Source organism: Nonomuraea sp. NPDC003707, from assembly GCF_053587055.1.
Genome location: NZ_JBSFNK010000002.1, coordinates 783,281 through 797,222, shown reverse-complemented (window position 1 = coordinate 797,222; position 13,942 = coordinate 783,281). Strand labels below are relative to the sequence as shown.

Annotated in this window: 19 protein-coding genes; 10 read left to right on the top strand and 9 right to left on the bottom strand. The window is 68.3% G+C overall.

From position 1 onward, the window contains the following. On the top strand, positions 1 to 458 hold a 458-nt coding region (locus ACWDRB_RS07705), incomplete at its 5' end, for a cation transporter dimerization domain-containing protein (protein ID WP_449892298.1). A gap of 123 nt (positions 459 to 581) precedes the next feature. On the opposite strand, the gene ACWDRB_RS07700 is transcribed toward ACWDRB_RS07705, so the two are convergent. The 3 genes from ACWDRB_RS07700 to ACWDRB_RS07690 all read right to left on the bottom strand — a co-directional run bounded on the left by ACWDRB_RS07700 (position 582) and on the right by ACWDRB_RS07690 (position 2,440). Further along, positions 582 to 1,310 carry a SulP family inorganic anion transporter gene (locus ACWDRB_RS07700; protein ID WP_449892297.1) on the bottom strand — a complete coding sequence of 243 codons (729 nt, stop codon included), beginning with the start codon at positions 1,308 to 1,310 and terminating at the stop codon, positions 582 to 584. 210 nt (positions 1,311 to 1,520) lie between these two features. After that, positions 1,521 to 2,042 carry a carbonic anhydrase gene (locus ACWDRB_RS07695; protein ID WP_449892312.1) on the bottom strand — a complete coding sequence of 174 codons (522 nt, stop codon included), beginning with the start codon at positions 2,040 to 2,042 and terminating at the stop codon, positions 1,521 to 1,523. 44 nt (positions 2,043 to 2,086) lie between these two features. Beyond that, positions 2,087 to 2,440 (bottom strand): hypothetical protein, encoded by a 354-nt coding sequence (locus ACWDRB_RS07690; RefSeq protein WP_449892296.1) that lies wholly within the window; start codon positions 2,438 to 2,440, stop codon positions 2,087 to 2,089. Positions 2,441 to 2,608: 168 nt separating this feature from the next. Between ACWDRB_RS07690 and ACWDRB_RS07685 the strand changes: the two genes are divergently transcribed. The 5 genes from ACWDRB_RS07685 to ACWDRB_RS07665 all read left to right on the top strand — a co-directional run bounded on the left by ACWDRB_RS07685 (position 2,609) and on the right by ACWDRB_RS07665 (position 6,859). Beyond that, positions 2,609 to 3,022, top strand: coding sequence for an ArsR/SmtB family transcription factor (locus tag ACWDRB_RS07685; protein WP_364263602.1), 414 nt, complete (start codon positions 2,609 to 2,611; stop codon positions 3,020 to 3,022). Beyond that, positions 3,022 to 3,921, top strand: coding sequence for a cation diffusion facilitator family transporter (locus tag ACWDRB_RS07680; protein WP_449892295.1), 900 nt, complete (start codon positions 3,022 to 3,024; stop codon positions 3,919 to 3,921). Before ACWDRB_RS07685 ends, ACWDRB_RS07680 begins: the two co-directional genes overlap by 1 nt. 100 nt (positions 3,922 to 4,021) lie before the next feature. Next, complete coding sequence (locus tag ACWDRB_RS07675) at positions 4,022 to 5,248, top strand: S1C family serine protease (RefSeq protein ID WP_449892294.1); 1,227 nt, start codon at positions 4,022 to 4,024, stop codon at positions 5,246 to 5,248. Between the two features lie 281 nt (positions 5,249 to 5,529). Further along, positions 5,530 to 6,267 carry a DsbA family protein gene (locus tag ACWDRB_RS07670; RefSeq protein ID WP_449892293.1) on the top strand — a complete coding sequence of 246 codons (738 nt, stop codon included), beginning with the start codon at positions 5,530 to 5,532 and terminating at the stop codon, positions 6,265 to 6,267. Beyond that, a complete protein-coding gene (locus ACWDRB_RS07665) occupies positions 6,248 to 6,859 on the top strand; it encodes a vitamin K epoxide reductase family protein (RefSeq protein WP_449892292.1) in 612 nt (203 codons plus the stop codon). The genes ACWDRB_RS07670 and ACWDRB_RS07665 overlap by 20 nt, the downstream gene beginning before the upstream one ends. A gap of 32 nt (positions 6,860 to 6,891) precedes the next feature. Here the strand turns inward: ACWDRB_RS07665 and ACWDRB_RS07660 are convergent, their stop codons facing one another. From ACWDRB_RS07660 to ACWDRB_RS07650, 3 genes are all read right to left on the bottom strand, one after another. Then, a complete protein-coding gene (locus ACWDRB_RS07660; RefSeq protein ID WP_449892291.1) occupies positions 6,892 to 7,461 on the bottom strand; it encodes a hypothetical protein in 570 nt (189 codons plus the stop codon). Positions 7,462 to 7,620: 159 nt separating this feature from the next. Continuing rightward, complete coding sequence (locus ACWDRB_RS07655) at positions 7,621 to 8,475, bottom strand: NAD(P)H-binding protein (RefSeq protein ID WP_449892290.1); 855 nt, start codon at positions 8,473 to 8,475, stop codon at positions 7,621 to 7,623. After that, positions 8,472 to 9,503 carry an NADP-dependent oxidoreductase gene (locus ACWDRB_RS07650; RefSeq protein ID WP_449892289.1) on the bottom strand — a complete coding sequence of 344 codons (1,032 nt, stop codon included), beginning with the start codon at positions 9,501 to 9,503 and terminating at the stop codon, positions 8,472 to 8,474. The genes ACWDRB_RS07655 and ACWDRB_RS07650 overlap by 4 nt, the downstream gene beginning before the upstream one ends. A 91-nt stretch (positions 9,504 to 9,594) precedes the next feature. Here ACWDRB_RS07650 and ACWDRB_RS07645 point away from each other — a divergent pair, with 91 nt between their 5' ends. Then, positions 9,595 to 10,032, top strand: coding sequence for a MarR family winged helix-turn-helix transcriptional regulator (locus ACWDRB_RS07645; protein ID WP_350734908.1), 438 nt, complete (start codon positions 9,595 to 9,597; stop codon positions 10,030 to 10,032). Between the two features lie 199 nt (positions 10,033 to 10,231). Here the strand turns inward: ACWDRB_RS07645 and ACWDRB_RS07640 are convergent, their stop codons facing one another. From ACWDRB_RS07640 to ACWDRB_RS07630, 3 genes are read right to left on the bottom strand one after another with little or no spacing between them, the layout of a single operon-like run. After that, a complete protein-coding gene (locus tag ACWDRB_RS07640; RefSeq protein WP_449892288.1) occupies positions 10,232 to 10,687 on the bottom strand; it encodes a DUF6069 family protein in 456 nt (151 codons plus the stop codon). Continuing rightward, a complete protein-coding gene (locus ACWDRB_RS07635) occupies positions 10,684 to 10,956 on the bottom strand; it encodes a hypothetical protein (RefSeq protein ID WP_449892287.1) in 273 nt (90 codons plus the stop codon). Before ACWDRB_RS07635 ends, ACWDRB_RS07640 begins: the two co-directional genes overlap by 4 nt. Positions 10,957 to 10,961: 5 nt before the next feature. Continuing rightward, positions 10,962 to 11,975, bottom strand: coding sequence for an RNA polymerase subunit sigma-70 (locus ACWDRB_RS07630; protein WP_449892286.1), 1,014 nt, complete (start codon positions 11,973 to 11,975; stop codon positions 10,962 to 10,964). Positions 11,976 to 12,322: 347 nt separating this feature from the next. On the opposite strand from ACWDRB_RS07630, the gene ACWDRB_RS07625 reads away from it, so the two are divergent. The 3 genes from ACWDRB_RS07625 to ACWDRB_RS07615 all read left to right on the top strand — a co-directional run bounded on the left by ACWDRB_RS07625 (position 12,323) and on the right by ACWDRB_RS07615 (position 13,940). After that, positions 12,323 to 12,601, top strand: coding sequence for a hypothetical protein (locus tag ACWDRB_RS07625; protein ID WP_449892285.1), 279 nt, complete (start codon positions 12,323 to 12,325; stop codon positions 12,599 to 12,601). Between the two features lie 61 nt (positions 12,602 to 12,662). Continuing rightward, positions 12,663 to 13,766 carry a hypothetical protein gene (locus tag ACWDRB_RS07620; RefSeq protein WP_449892284.1) on the top strand — a complete coding sequence of 368 codons (1,104 nt, stop codon included), beginning with the start codon at positions 12,663 to 12,665 and terminating at the stop codon, positions 13,764 to 13,766. Positions 13,767 to 13,784: 18 nt separating this feature from the next. Continuing rightward, positions 13,785 to 13,940: a hypothetical protein gene (locus ACWDRB_RS07615; protein WP_355192567.1), complete on the top strand. Its 156-nt coding sequence runs from the start codon at positions 13,785 to 13,787 to the stop codon at positions 13,938 to 13,940. Positions 13,941 to 13,942: the final 2 nt, after the last annotated feature.

Genomic DNA, 13,942 nt, shown 5'->3' with positions numbered 1-13,942 from the left:
ACGCCATCGCCGCCCTGATCGTCGCCGCCCTCATGCTCAAAGCCGGATGGGGCCTGGTCCGCGACGCCGGACGCGTCTTCATGGAAGCCGCCCCGACCGACATGAACCCCGCCCAGATCGGCCGCCAGATCGCCGCCCTCGACACCATCGTCGAAGTACACGACCTCCACATCTGGGAGGTCACCTCCGGATACGCCGCCCTCTCGGCACACATCCTGGTCACCCCCGGCGCCGACTGCCACGCCGCCCGCCTGGCCGTCGAAGAACTCCTCCGCCACAGCCACGGCATCGAACACACCACCCTGCAGGTCGACCACGCCACACCCGACAGCCACGCCTTCGACGACGACGGCACCCCACGCCCCCTCGAACCGCACTGCGCCGACCCTCACGGCCCCACCCACCACGCCCGGCCACGCGACGAGATGACCGTCAGCGACAACCACGCCGACCACTGAAACGCCGGCCCGTCGTCGCCGCGCCCCGGTTCGCGAGGCGCGGCGACGACGGTGCGGTTCAGACGGTGGTGAGGATCCGGACCGGTTCGGTGCCCTCTTCGTTGTGGCGTTCCGCCCATGTGGTCAGGGCGGTACGGCACGCGTGGTCGAGATGGCGCAGCCCGCCGAGGTCCAGTTCGATGGGCGGTCCTTCGGCAGCGCTTCCAGCGTGTCGAGCATCTTCGGCAGGCGCAGGAAGGTCGCGTTGCCGCTGATCGCCACCCGGATCGGCCCGTGGTCGCCGTGGGTGGCCTTGACCTGGGTGTGCGAGGTCTCCCACGCGGACTTGACGACCGACAGGGCCAACCCGATGAGCACAACCTCGAACATGTTCACCGACACGATGGCCACCGCCGTGACGACCAGGATCACCGCCTCCCCACGGTGCTCGCGCCACAACACGGCGAGGTGTTTCGCGGGAAGGAGCTTCCAGCCCGCGTGGACGAGCACCCCGGCGAGCGCGCCGGGCACCACCCGGACCCAGGCGGGCAGGCGCTGCCACAGGACCATCACCACGATCGTGCCGGCCCCGACGCCGAGCGCGGACAGCGCCTGAGCCGAGCCGGTCACGTTCCCGAGCAGCGCGGGCAGGCCCGCGATCTTCCCCAGGCCGCCGGCGGGTGCGGGCTGGTCGGCCATCGCGTACAGCTGTCCGGCGATGATGACCAGGCCGATGCCGGCCAGCATGCCCTCCACGACCGCGACGGAGATGGCCCGGAACCACCGTCCCAGCCGCAGGGCGCCCATCGTCACATGGAGCACGCCGGCGGCCAGGACGATCACGCCGAGGGCGGCCGGGCCGTACGCCTGCACGGCCTCGTAGACGAGTACGGTCAGGCCCGCGGCCGGGCCGCTGACCTGCAGGCTGCTGCCCGGTCACGATGCCGCCGACGATACCGGTGATCAGCCCGAGTTCGGCGGGCACCCCCGAGGCGACGGCGACGCCCACGCACAGCGGCAGGGCGACGAGGAAGACCACGAGGGAGGCGGCGAAGTCCTTGCGCGCGGCGATTCTCATGGCGCTCACAGCGGGAGGAATTCGCCGGCGTCCGGCCGGTAGGCGAGCACGGAGCCGGTGTGGACCTCGTAGAACCAGCCCCGCAGCGACAGCCGTCCGCCGGCGAGCCGGGTGGCGACGGCCGGGTATTCGCCCAACCGGTCCAACTGGGCCAGCACGTGGGCCTGCACGGCCCGGCTGACGTCCGGCCCGTCGCCGGCGACCGGCCGGACGTCAGCGTTCCGCAGCCAGTCGCGAACGGCGGGCACGGACGCCAGGTCCTCTCCTCGCACCAGCGCGCCTACCACGCCGCAGTGCGAGTGCCCGCACACCACGATGTCGCAGACGCCGAGCACCTCCACCGCATACTCGACGGTGGCGGCCTCGCCGGACGAGTGCCCCGGCAGGTAACGAGGGATGATGTTGCCGGCCGTGCGCAGCTCGAACAGCTCGCCCGGCTGGGCTCCGGTGAACAACGAGGGGATCACGCGGGAGTCGGAGTAGGTGATGAACAGCGCCTGCGGAAACTGCCCCCGAGCGACGGGCAGCGTCGTACGAGACGGGGCCGCCCCGCGCGCTCGGGCGACCCCGATCAGCAGCGGAACACCTGGAGCAACGCACCGCTGGGTTGTCTGCGCGGCCCGTACGGCGGGTCCTCGGCCTGCGCCACGGTGGTGAGCGCCGGCGCCGCGGGTTCCGGCACCATGGCGTCCGACGGGCTCGTCGCATCGAGGGGCCGGCCGGCCCGCTGGCGGTCAAGGGCCCAGGCGTGGCCGAACTTCTCCTCCGAGGTCGGGAAGTGATCGCAGTGGCTCGTCTCGCCCGCGGCCACGGCAGTCGCGGGGGCGTACGGATCATCCGCGGAAGGCACCCCGTGGGAGAGCAGCATGATGGCGAGAAGGGTCATGGCCAGCGCCACCAGCGCGCTCCGGGCCGGCCTCGTCACCGCCGTGTTCCCCCCGACCCCCCTCGCTCCCAGACGATCACACGATATTCGTCGTGACATAAAGCGGATGAAAAGCTGACCGAGAGCAGTCACGTCGCCCTACGCGACATCGGCCAACAAAACGGACGCCCTTGACACGGCATCCAGGCAACGCCATATCTTGATTATATGAACGAATCTTCAGATGAGCGCGTGTTGAAGATGGACGGCTGTGCTGTCAAGGTGGTCGACGCAGACAGGGTGTCCGCCGTCTGCGAGCGCATGCCTGCCGCCGAGGACCTCACCGACACCGCGGACATCTTCGGGCTGCTGTCGGATCCGAACCGGTTGAGGCTGCTGGTGGCGCTGCTGGACGGCGAGTTGTGCGTGTGCGATCTGGCCGCGGTGACCGGCCAGAGCGAGTCCGCGGTGTCCCACGCGCTGCGACTGCTGCGCGCCCACCGCATCGTCGCCGCCCGTCGTTCCGGCCGGATGGCCTACTACCGACTGGAAGACCCGCACGTACGGATGCTGCTCGACCTGGCTCTCGCCCACACCGAGCACACCGACGCCATCCACCCCGAACGCGACGGGAACACCTGATGGGCGCCGGACACGGACACGGGCACGCGGGAAGCCGGCACCGCTGGCGCCTGGCGGTCTCCTTCGCCCTCATCGGCTCTTTCTTCGTCGTCGAACTCGCCTACGGCCTGATCTCCGGCTCGCTGGCACTGATGTCCGACGCCGGGCACATGGCCGCCGACGTCGTCACCCTCGGCGCGGCCCTGGTCGCCACCAGGATCGCCACCCGGCCGGACACCACAGGCCGCCGCAGCTATGGCTCGTACCGGGCCGAGGTGTTCGCATCACTGCTGGCCGTCGTGCTGATGCTCGGGGTCGCCCTCTACGTGGTCGCCGAAGCCATCGGCCGGATCGGCGGACCCGCCGAAGTCTCCTCCGGCCCGATGCTCGTCGTCGGCGCCATCGGCCTGGTCGTCAACCTCATCGCCCTGCTCCTGCTGCGCTCAGGCGCCAGTGAGAGCCTCAACGTCAAGGGCGCCTACCTGGAGGTCGTCGCCGACACGGCCGGATCCGTCGGCGTCATCATCGCGGGCGGGCTCGTCTCCGCCACCGGACAGACGTTCTGGGACACCGTCGTCGCCCTGGCCATCGGCGTCTTCGTCGCCGTACGCGCCATCTCGCTCGGCCGCCAGGTCTTCGCCGTGCTCGGCCAGCACGTACCCGAGGGCATGGACGCCACCGCCGTCGCGCAGGACCTGGCCGCCATCGACGGTGTACGCGACGTCCACGACCTGCACCTGTGGACCCTCACCTCCGGCATGAACGTCGCCACCGCCCATCTCGTCACCGCCGACCAGAACGGCAACCACGCCGTCCTGGACCAGGCCCGTGACGTGCTGCTGCGCCGCCATGGCGTCGCCCACGCCACCCTCCAGGTCGAACCCGCCAACCACACCGGCTGCGACGAACTCGGCTGGTAACCGAGTACCGAGGCTCTGTCTCACCTGGATCATCGGCTTAACCGCCTCTTATGCGACTCCTGACACCCTTCGAGAGCATCGGGATTCAAGGAGATGACGGATGAACGTGAGCGAGCCCCATCAGCAGGGGACCGGCGGGTGGAGTCAGTTCGGCAGTGCACCGCCGGTGGCCGGAGGCTTCCCCCGCCGTGACACGATCGTCATGGAGCAGCCGCCACCGCCGCCGCCTCCCGTGAATGAGCCCGGTTTCGGTGTCGGTCGAAGGGCCGTCGCCGCGCTGGCCTTGGCCGCCATGGCCATCGGCGGCGGCGTTGTGGGCGCCGTCGTCGCCAACGCGTTCCGGCCCGAGCCGGTGGCCACCGCCGGCGCGCCGAGTCCTGTCTTCAAGCCGGCCGCCGACCAGCTCACGGTGGCCGAGGTCGCGGCCAAGGTGCAGCCGACCGTCGTGATGATCCAGGGCCAGAGCGGCGAGGGCTCCGGCGTGGTGCTGTCGCCGGACGGGCTCATCCTCACCAACAACCACGTGGTCGAAGGGGCCAGCCAGGGCGGCGGGCAGATGACCGTCAAGTTCAGCGACGGCAAGACAGCCAAGGCCAGCGTGGTCGGCACCGACCCGGCCACCGACCTCGCCGTCATCAAGGCCGCAGGCGTCTCCGGGCTGGCCAAGGCCACCCTCGGCGACAGCGGCGCGCTCAAGGTCGGCGACCCGGTGCTGGCCATCGGAAGCCCGCTCGGGCTGGACGGATCGGTCACGGCGGGCATCGTCAGCGCGCTCGACCGTACCCTCACCACCGGTCCTGACCAGCGGCAGCAGATCCCGCCGGGCTTGGGCCAGGAGCAGCAGCAGAGCGCTGGGACCACGATCGGCGGCGCCATCCAGACCGACGCCGCCATCAACCCCGGCAACTCCGGCGGCGCGCTGGTGAACGCCACCGGCGAGCTGATCGGCATCAACACCGCGATCGCCTCGAACGCCGCGGGCGGCGGCGTCGGCTTCACCATCCCGGTCAACACCGCCAAGCAGGTCTCCGAGCAGCTCATCAGCAGCGGCAAGGTCAGCCACGCGTTCCTCGGTGTGAGCGTCACCGACGCGACAGGCGACGTTCCCGGCGCCCTGATCGGGCAGATCACCGCAGGGAGCCCGGCGGACAAGGCGGGCCTGAAGCAGGGAGACCTGATCACCAAGATCGGCGACACGACGGTTGACGCAGGGGAAACAGTGGTGGGGCAGGTGAGAGGTTTCAAACCGGGCCAACAGGTCAAGATCACGTACATGAGGGACGGCAAGCTCAACGAGGTCACCGTCACCCTCCAAGAGAAGAAGTAGCGGCACTCCAGTGCCCGTCGGACCTTGTCCATCAGGAGAAGGCCTGACCTCATCTTGCGCGCCATACCACCGGTACGGCGAGAAACTCTCGTCCATAAGGTCGTGAGCCGACCGCAGCGGACGCCGCCCGACCATCGAGCTTCCATCACCGTCGAAGCCCCGGCTGACGCCGAACCAACAGCAGCCCAAAGCGATTTATGTCGAAAGTATCCCCGCATCTTCTACACTGCGTAGAACTTCGGCCGCCCCAGGCCGATCAGATGTGTTGGGAGGAGTTGCAGGTGTCGCGAGAGCAAGAGCGGACCGAGACCCGGCGCGCCAAGGTAGAGGCAGCCCGGGAGGAGGGTAGACGGCAGGACGCTCGCCGCCGCAATCTCAAGGTCTCGCTCGTGGTTATCGGCGTGTTCGTCATGGTCGTGGCCGCGTTCGTGTTGATCAACCGGCTGGACGCCGCCGGCGAGCGGGCGGGGCAGCTGGCGGCAGGTGAGACCCAGTTCGTCCGCAAGGACAGCCACAAGCTGCAGACCGCCCCTGACGGCAAGGTCACGCTCGTGGAGTTCCTCGATTTCGAGTGTGAGGCGTGCAAGGCGTACTTCCCGACCGTGGAGGAGATCCGGAAGCAGTACGCCGGGAAGGTCACCTTCGTGGCGCGATACTTCCCGATCGCCAGTCACTTCAACGCCGAACGGGCCGCCCGCGCGGTCGAGGCGGCCGCGCAGCAGGGCAAGTTCGAGCCCATGTACCAGCAGATGTACGAGACCCAGAGCCAGTGGGCTGAGAAGAAGGTGGCGGCCGATCCCTTCTTCCGCCAGCTCGCTCAGCGCCTGGGATTGGACATGGCAGCCTGGGACAAGGCCTACGACGACCCGGCCACGCTGGCCCGGGTGAAGAAGGACGCAGCCGACGGGCAGGCTCTGGGAGTCCAGGGCACCCCCACGTTCTTCCTGAACGAGAAGAAGATCGAACCGCGCTCATCCGACGAGTTCAAGGCGGCCATCGATGCTGCGCTCGCCAAGTAAGCTCGACGAGCCGCGGGCGGCCACCGATCCATTTCCCCGGCTCCTGCCTCGGCTTCTGCTGGTCGGCGGCTTGATCGGGTTCGTAGCGTCGTTCGTGCTGACGGTCGAGAAGATCGCGCTGTTGAAGAACCCGGCCCACGTGCCCAGCTGCAGCATCAACCCGGTCCTGTCCTGCGGCTCGATCATGCGTACGCCGCAGGCAGAGCTGTTCGGCTTTCCCAACCCGCTGCTGGGCATAGCCGGGTTCGCCGTTGTCACCGCCGTGGGGGCGGCACTCCTGGCGGGTGCACGTCCACGCCGCTGGTTCTGGCTCGGGCTGCAGGCGGGCGTGACCGCCGGGGCGGTTTTCATCCACTGGTTGATCTTCCAGAGCCTCTACGTCATCGGCGCGCTCTGCCCGTACTGCATGGTTGTCTGGGCGGTGACCATGCCGATCTTCTGGTACGTCAGCTTGCACACCCTCAGCGGCGCGTCGAGCGGGCCGAGGCGCAAGCTGACTGAGTACCACACGGTGACGCTTACGGTCTGGTACCTGGCCATCCTCACGTTGATCGGGATCCGGTTCTGGTCGTACTGGAGCAGCCTGCTGTAGTCGTCTCGGTGACGGCCGGAGAGATACGGCAGTCAGCCCCGTATGTACGTCTCCCAGACCATCTCGGGCGTGAAGCGGTTGTCACTGCAGTCCTTCAGTCTGAGGAATTCCGGATTTCCCGTCGTGCTCTTGCTCAGACACATCGGGTGGGCCGGGGCGTTGGCACGGGAGCGGAAGGCGTACTTGTTGGGGCCCATCGGGATGGCCATCCAGACGGTGTTGCCACTGCACGGCCCCAGACCCGCCGCGGTGCCCCCGCCGTCCTGCATGCGCCCGCCGCCGAACAGAATGCAGCGTCCCGTCAGTTTGTTCTCGAGTTTGACCTCGCCAATTTTTCCGGTACTGGGAAATCTCACCTTCCACAGCTGCGAATCCTTGGCGAACGTGCTCGCGTTCAACCGGACCAATCCAGTGATCTTGCCGTCGGGGGCCCATTGCACGTCCATGGCGCGCAGGGCGAAGGGAGCGGTCTTGTCCTTCGTGGTACCCCGGAGATGGAACCATCCGGCGGGCATGGCGTTGGCGGGCGTCGCCGTGAGAGGAACGAGTCCTGCCGCCAGAATCGCGGCGCCGATCAGAGCGGTGAATTTCGCGCGACGCATGGGAGTCTCCTCGCACCAGTGGTCGAGTGGGGCACGCCTTGTGTATGGCGGATCGCTTTCATGCCGGCTGATGGCGGCTTGCGATCGGCCTTGTCAGTAGACGGTGCAGCCGACACGGACCGCGACCTTGGGCGGTCAGCGGCCCCGGTCGGCGCGCGACTATGGGACCGACATCGGGCTTGTCCTCCATTGATCGAGGTGGGCGTCGATGAACTCGCGTATCGACGTGGGCTCACGTCCGGTGATCTGCTTTACGGCCCCCGAGACCTCGCCGAAGCCGCCGTGTCGGACGCGGCGGTAGAGGTCGTCGAGAATGCCCGCTGTCCAGGGGTCGAGGCCGTGAAGGGTCTCCTGCGGATCAGGGTCCTCGGCACGGATCCGGTGGCCGAGGCGCGCGGAGAGCTCCTGCGCGACGGACGCGACCGGCACCGGCTCCGGACCGGTGATCGTGTACGCCTGGTCGTGGTGCTCCTCCGGCGCGCTGAGGACGGCCACGGCGACGTCCGCGATGTCGCGTGCGTCCACCCACGCGATCGGGGCACCCCCCGAGGGCAGGCTCAGGACGTGGTCGTCCCGTATGGCGTCGCGGTAGAACCGAGGGTCGGTCAGGACCTGGTGGAACCAGGACGGACGGAGCAGTGTCCAGGAAGCGGCCCGGGTGACGAGCGCGTCCTCGACCCGGCGCGCCCAGTGGTCCGGCGAGACGGTTTCGGCTCCCTGCTCGGACAGGAGGACGACGTGCGCGTCCGGGTTCACCTCGATCAGGCCGGCGACGAGTTCGGGGGCGGCGGGAAGGCCGGGGCGCATCAGGAAGATCGCGTCCACGGCTGTGGCCGCCTCGCGCCAGGTCTCCTGGTCGTGCCAGTCGAACCGAACCAGATCGGTCCCGGTGGCCGGCGTCCTGGCGGGCTGCGACGACCCGGCGCGGACGAGGATCCCGGAGCGGCGTAGCCGGGCGGTCACCTCGCGTCCTGTCTTGCCTCGGGCTCCGGTCACCAGCACTGCACGGGTCATGCCTGCTCCTTCAGCCGGACGACGGCCTTGCCGATCGTGGGTGCTCCGCCGTGCAGCAGGCCCAGCAGGGCTTCGGGCACCCGCTCGATGCCGTCCAGCACCGTCTGCCGGTGGACGATCTCACCCGAGCGCACCCAGGAACCCACCTCGGCGCGGAAGGCGGGCATCTGGTCCTGGTGGTCGGTGACCAGGAAGCCGCGCGCGGTCGCCCGTTTGGTGACCAACTGGTACAAGTTCGGCAGGCCGTGCGGCTCCCGGCCGTCGTACTGGCTGGCCATCCCGCACAGGGCCAGCCGGGCGCCAACCCGGAGCTGGTCGATCGCGGCCTCCAACTGAGCACCGCCGACGTTGTCGAAGACCACGTCGATGCCGTCCGGCGCGGCCTGTGCAAGGTGCTCACCGGCCGCACCGTCGTGATAGTCGAAGGCGATGTCGAAACCGAGGTCGTCCACCAGATGGCGCACCTTGGCTGACGATCCCGCGCTGCCGATCACCCGCTTGGCTCCCCGCAGCCTGGCGATCTGACCGGCGATGCTCCCGACCGCCCCGGCCGCGCCGGTGACGAACACCGTGTCGCCGGATCGCACCGACGCCACCTGGGTGATGCCCAGCCATGCGGTCAGGCCTGTCACACCGAGCACACCGAGATAGGTTTCGGCGGGCAGATCGCCGGTGTCGATCGGGACGACCCCGGCCGCCTCGATCACGGTGGCCTCGCGCAGCCCCAGGAAGTGCTCGACCACCTGGCCCGGCTTGACGCCGTCCGCGCGGGACTCGACGACCACGCCGACCGCTCCCCCCTCCAGCGGCGCGTTCAGCGGGAACGGAGGGATGTAGGACGGGCGGTCGTCCATCCGGCCACGCATGTACGGGTCCACCGACAGGTGTGTGTTGCGTACCAGGACCTGGTCGGGCCCCAATTCGGGAATCTGGGCTTCGACCAGTGCGAAGTCGTCTGCTGACGCCTGCGCGTGCGGCCGTCGTGTCAGGTGCCACGCCCGGGCCCGTCCCCTGCTGGTGACCGTCATCGGAATGCCCTTCCGGTAGATACTTGATTCACTCAAGTATCTACCCTGACATACATACTTGATTGCATCAAGTTCTTGGTAGAGTGGCCCCATGGCCGTACCCACGGGGCCCGTCACCGCCTCGACCGATGCCGAACGGGCGATGTTCGACTTCGTCGATGCCTACGACCGCGCCTACGAAACCGCCGCCCTGGAGCACGGGCTGAGCGTGGCGCAGGCCTGTGTGCTCGGGCGGCTCACCCGGCAGATCGGGATGCGGGAACTGGCCGACGAACTCGGCTGCGACGCATCCAACATCACCCAGATCATCAGCAGGCTCGAGGCGCGCGATCTCGTCCGCCGACACCCCCACCCCGACGACCGCCGCTCCCGGCAGATCGTCCGAACCCCCGACGGAACCGCCCTCTACGCCGCCTTCGAGGAGTCCTTCGAGTTCGCCCGGTCCGCCACCGCCAATCTGAGCTCCCGCGAACAGGACCAACTGGCCACCCTGCTCCGCAAGGCCCTCAACGGAACAGCCAAACCGTGAGTGGTGCCGCCGAAACCGGCACATCGGCAAGGGACTGAAGATCCCGTCCCGGGAGAAGCCGAGCGGTGGGAACGAACGCTGGGCAGTCAGCCTCGAGACACTCTGCCCCGGCTGCCGCCACCGGAGGTGATACCTCCTCTTCTTGTCTTTCCACGTCCGCCAAGGCGCTCGCGCCGCGCGTTGTCCCGTTGCGGGATCGTCAACCGGTCCGGGTGCGGAGGCTGCGCGCCAGGATGGGGATCATCACCGTCGCAGGGACGAGGTGTAGCCCGAGGAGGGCGGTGATGGTGGCGGTGTTCGCCCCGGAGAGGAAGGGCGGGACCAACGACATCGCGGTCAGCGACACTGCCGTCCACACGAACCGCTCGGCGGGACGAGCGCTCCAACGAAGCAGAGCGACGGCAATGACGATGCCCACGACCGAGAAGAAACCGGTCACCACGGCGAACCCGAGCAACGGGATCGTCTCGCCACCATCGGGGACCTCGAAATCGACGCCAACGGCCTGGGCGAGCGCAGCGGCGAGGGTGGTGGCCACCATCGCTGCGAGCGCGGCGACGAAGCCGGTGCCGGCGAGCCCCCGGAGTCGGTGGGTGTGGCTGGTCTGGCCCGATGCCGGGCCTGCGACGTCCCCGGTGTCATTCATGCTGTTCATGTCGTTCCTCCATCATTCGATAACTGGCATGACGGTTCTGGCCCCGGGACGACGATGCGCACTCTCGCCGTGCGACGGCCGGGGTTCCGCAGGGCGCGGACGCCGGTGCCGCGGAGCCAGAACCCGGCGCCGCGTCCGAGGACCGGCCCGGGCTCGCCGTCGCGCAGCTCCAGCTGCACCCGCCCGCGGGTGACGACGCCGAACGCGTCGTACCACTCCTCCGCGACCACCGCGACACGCGCGCCACCGCGCAGCGCGAGCGTCCACACCGGGACTACTCCGTGCCGTCCGCCGGCAGGCGCTCCGGCAGCCCGAGCCGCGGGAACCGGTCGTCGTGGAACGTGACGATCTCGGTGATCGCCCCGCCGGTGACGCGCAGGACGTCGATCGTCAGCGGCAGGTACGCGCCCTCCCGCTCCCGCCAGAGGTAGAAGGCGACGGCGGGCTGCCGGTTCACGGAGGTGGGGACGGCGCGCAGGTGCTTCATGCCCTCGAAGCCGCTCTCGACCCAGTCGTTCACCACCGCGTCGCGGCCGACGTACAGGCCCGGCGTGGGCGGCATCGAGCAGCGGACGTCGTCCCGCAGCAGTGCGGCGAGCCCGTCGATGTCCGTGGCCACGCTGGCGTCGGTATAGCGGCGCACCAGCTCGCGCGTCCCGGCGTCCTCCTCGCCGCCGGTCCAGTCCTGCCGCTCGGCGGGCAGGTGCTCCCGCATGCCGGCGCGGGCCCGCTGCAGCGCGCTGTTCACGGAGTTGACGGAGTCCCCGAGGAGCTCCGCAACGTCCTTCGCCGGCCAGCCGAGCACGTCCCGCAGGATCAGCACGGCCCGCGGGCGCGGGGCGAGGTGCTGGACTGCGACCAGGTACGCCAGCTCGATCGTCTCCCGCGCGACGGCGACGGTCTCCGGCTCGTCCGCGTCGCCCGCGGGCAGCTCGTCGAGCAGCCGGTCCGGGTAGGGCTGCAGCCACGGCACCTCGCCGCCGGTCGCAGGCTCCGGGCGGCACTTGGCGAGCAGATCCAGGCAGGCGTTGGTGGCGATCCGGTACAGCCAGGCCCGGAACGTCGACCGCCCCTCGAAGGTCTCCCGCCGCCGCCAGGCACGGAGGAACGTCTCCTGCACGGTGTCCTCGGCGTCCTCGAACGACCCGAGCATCCGGTAGCAGTGCACGTGCAGCTCCCGCCGGTGCCGCTCCGCCAGCCCCGAGAACGCCGGCTCGTCGACCTCGCCCAGACCGCTCACACCCAGCCCGCTCACGCCCAGCTCCTCCAGCCGCGTGTCCGCACTCATCACGTCATCCTTCCGCCTCGTCGTGTCCCGTCGTAGGTGTGACGGGTACGGGCGCGACAACTCATCACTTGGGTCGGCCGGCATGGCTGATCCGGTGGCGGAGCACGACGCGCGGTAGGGCGAGCACATCAAGATCGATTCAGGCCTGCCAGATCACAAAAGACCCGGGTCAAACCATAAGCAATATCGCACAATATTTACGATCCCATGAAAATAGGAGCGTCCAATCCAAATCCGGCATGGGCCACTCACAAGCCTGAGTGGATAACAGAAAATCCTCTTGTCAGCCAATCGACGACATTGCTATGGTCAGTAGTCGGAGACGAACCGCGACCTTCGGGAATCACATGGCCGATTCTGTTATTCGCCGGACCATGGGCTGGGAGTTGGAACGCTTCGCCGATCTGACGGGCGCCTTCATATTCGTTCGCAAACCCGTCGCAACATTGATCGTCGACAGATTCAAGCTCTATTTGCTGGAGGTCTGCGACGGCCAGACCGCAGCGGCGACGGCGCAGCGCGTTTCTCACATCATGCCCGCAGTAAACATCGATCAGTGCATTGCTCTGGTGAACGAGCAACTACGCCAACTCGCGGCCCACGATCTGATTTCCCTGGAAGGGTAATACCGTGTCGTCGACCCCAGTGCACCAATCGGCTGTTGAGGCGGAGACAACGGTTTCGGAGGTGGAGAGCCACCTGGCCACAGGAATGTTCGGCGATGGCGACAACGCCGACCGGACGGCCGACGTTTATTACCGAGGGCTTGGCAGACTGTGCGCCGATGTGATGCAGATCGATCGGGAGGCGCTCAACGCCTGTGCGGCCCCTCAGCTTGAGGCCCTGCGCCGGGGTGCTCTGGATCTCGCGCTCCGCGAATTCCAAGCCGGGCGGAAGGAAGCCGCTCACGCGGCCATCAACGATTTCCTGACCATCGCAAGCGGCAGCGACGGGCAGCTCACCGCCGACGAGTCGCGGTCCAGGCATTTCCGTCCTCGCGTATGCCGCGCCATGCGGGGCACATGCGCCGGCGAGGAGGTCCTGTCCCGCTGGAACGCGCAAACCGTCGCGGACGGCGAAAACCTTCTGGTGAAAGCCGTTGAGGTCGGAGACGACCTGGAGCGCGCCGCTGACCACGCGATGGACCTGCTCGCCGAAGCCCTGCCCGTAGTCGCTCCCGACGTCCTGCGGTGCGCCTACGGTCTCGTGCCGCTCACTGGAGCGATCATCAGCGGGCACTTCGCCCAGACGCCCAAGCTGATTTTCGTCAATGTGTCCGCCCTGCGGAATGTCTACGATGCCGCCGAGTCGATCTTGCATGAGTCGCTCCACCAGAAGCTCTTCGACATCGGGCTTGCCCGCACGATCTTCCGGCCAGGCTACGTGGACGCGGAGAGCCACACCATTCCCATTCCCTGGAGCGGGGACGAACTGAGAGTCCGCCGGTTCAGCGCCGACCGCGCCATCAGCGCCTACCACGTGTACGTGCACCAAACTCTGCTCTACCTGGCGTTGCTGACCCGCCGTCGCTCTTATGCCGAACCGGACCCGGAGATTCTGCACAGAACCGCGGTCGCATGGGCACGGGCGCGTGAGTTCAGGCGAGGCCTGCACGGCGATGGCGCCCGGACCGAACTCGGCGAGGACGGGCTGGCCTTCCTCCACTGGCTGGACAGGGCGCACGACGCTCTCGGAGCTGTCGTTCTGCCCGACGGCTCCGCGCTTGCCGGCCATGAAGGGAGTTACGCCTCGTCCGCTTACAGACGACCCGCGGCGTCCGCCACGGGTTAGCCAAGAAAGGGGAGCCAAATGAATGCGATTGAGCTGCTGGAACGGGATCTGGCCGACTTGTTCGCCGATGTGGAATCGCTCGACATCCGGGAGACCCCCGTGGTCGGCACCGAGATCCGTGAGATCCGCGACGACCTCACGATCCTGGCGATGAACAAGCCGAAGACCAACTGACT

What these genes read in the sequence shown, in the direction of transcription:
- ACWDRB_RS07685 (WP_364263602.1), top strand. Translation starts at nt 2,609, where the DNA reads ATGAACGAATCTTCAGATGAGCGCGTGTTGAAGATGGACGGCTGTGCT.
- ACWDRB_RS07680 (WP_449892295.1), top strand. Translation starts at nt 3,022, where the DNA reads ATGGGCGCCGGACACGGACACGGGCACGCGGGAAGCCGGCACCGCTGG.
- ACWDRB_RS07675 (WP_449892294.1), top strand. Translation starts at nt 4,022, where the DNA reads ATGAACGTGAGCGAGCCCCATCAGCAGGGGACCGGCGGGTGGAGTCAG.
- ACWDRB_RS07665 (WP_449892292.1), top strand. Translation starts at nt 6,248, where the DNA reads ATGCTGCGCTCGCCAAGTAAGCTCGACGAGCCGCGGGCGGCCACCGAT.
- ACWDRB_RS07660 (WP_449892291.1), bottom strand. Translation starts at nt 7,461, where the DNA reads ATGCGTCGCGCGAAATTCACCGCTCTGATCGGCGCCGCGATTCTGGCG.
- ACWDRB_RS07655 (WP_449892290.1), bottom strand. Translation starts at nt 8,475, where the DNA reads ATGACCCGTGCAGTGCTGGTGACCGGAGCCCGAGGCAAGACAGGACGC.
- ACWDRB_RS07650 (WP_449892289.1), bottom strand. Translation starts at nt 9,503, where the DNA reads ATGACGGTCACCAGCAGGGGACGGGCCCGGGCGTGGCACCTGACACGA.
- ACWDRB_RS07645 (WP_350734908.1), top strand. Translation starts at nt 9,595, where the DNA reads ATGGCCGTACCCACGGGGCCCGTCACCGCCTCGACCGATGCCGAACGG.
- ACWDRB_RS07640 (WP_449892288.1), bottom strand. Translation starts at nt 10,687, where the DNA reads ATGAACAGCATGAATGACACCGGGGACGTCGCAGGCCCGGCATCGGGC.
- ACWDRB_RS07630 (WP_449892286.1), bottom strand. Translation starts at nt 11,975, where the DNA reads ATGAGTGCGGACACGCGGCTGGAGGAGCTGGGCGTGAGCGGGCTGGGT.
- ACWDRB_RS07625 (WP_449892285.1), top strand. Translation starts at nt 12,323, where the DNA reads ATGGCCGATTCTGTTATTCGCCGGACCATGGGCTGGGAGTTGGAACGC.
- ACWDRB_RS07615 (WP_355192567.1), top strand. Translation starts at nt 13,785, where the DNA reads ATGAATGCGATTGAGCTGCTGGAACGGGATCTGGCCGACTTGTTCGCC.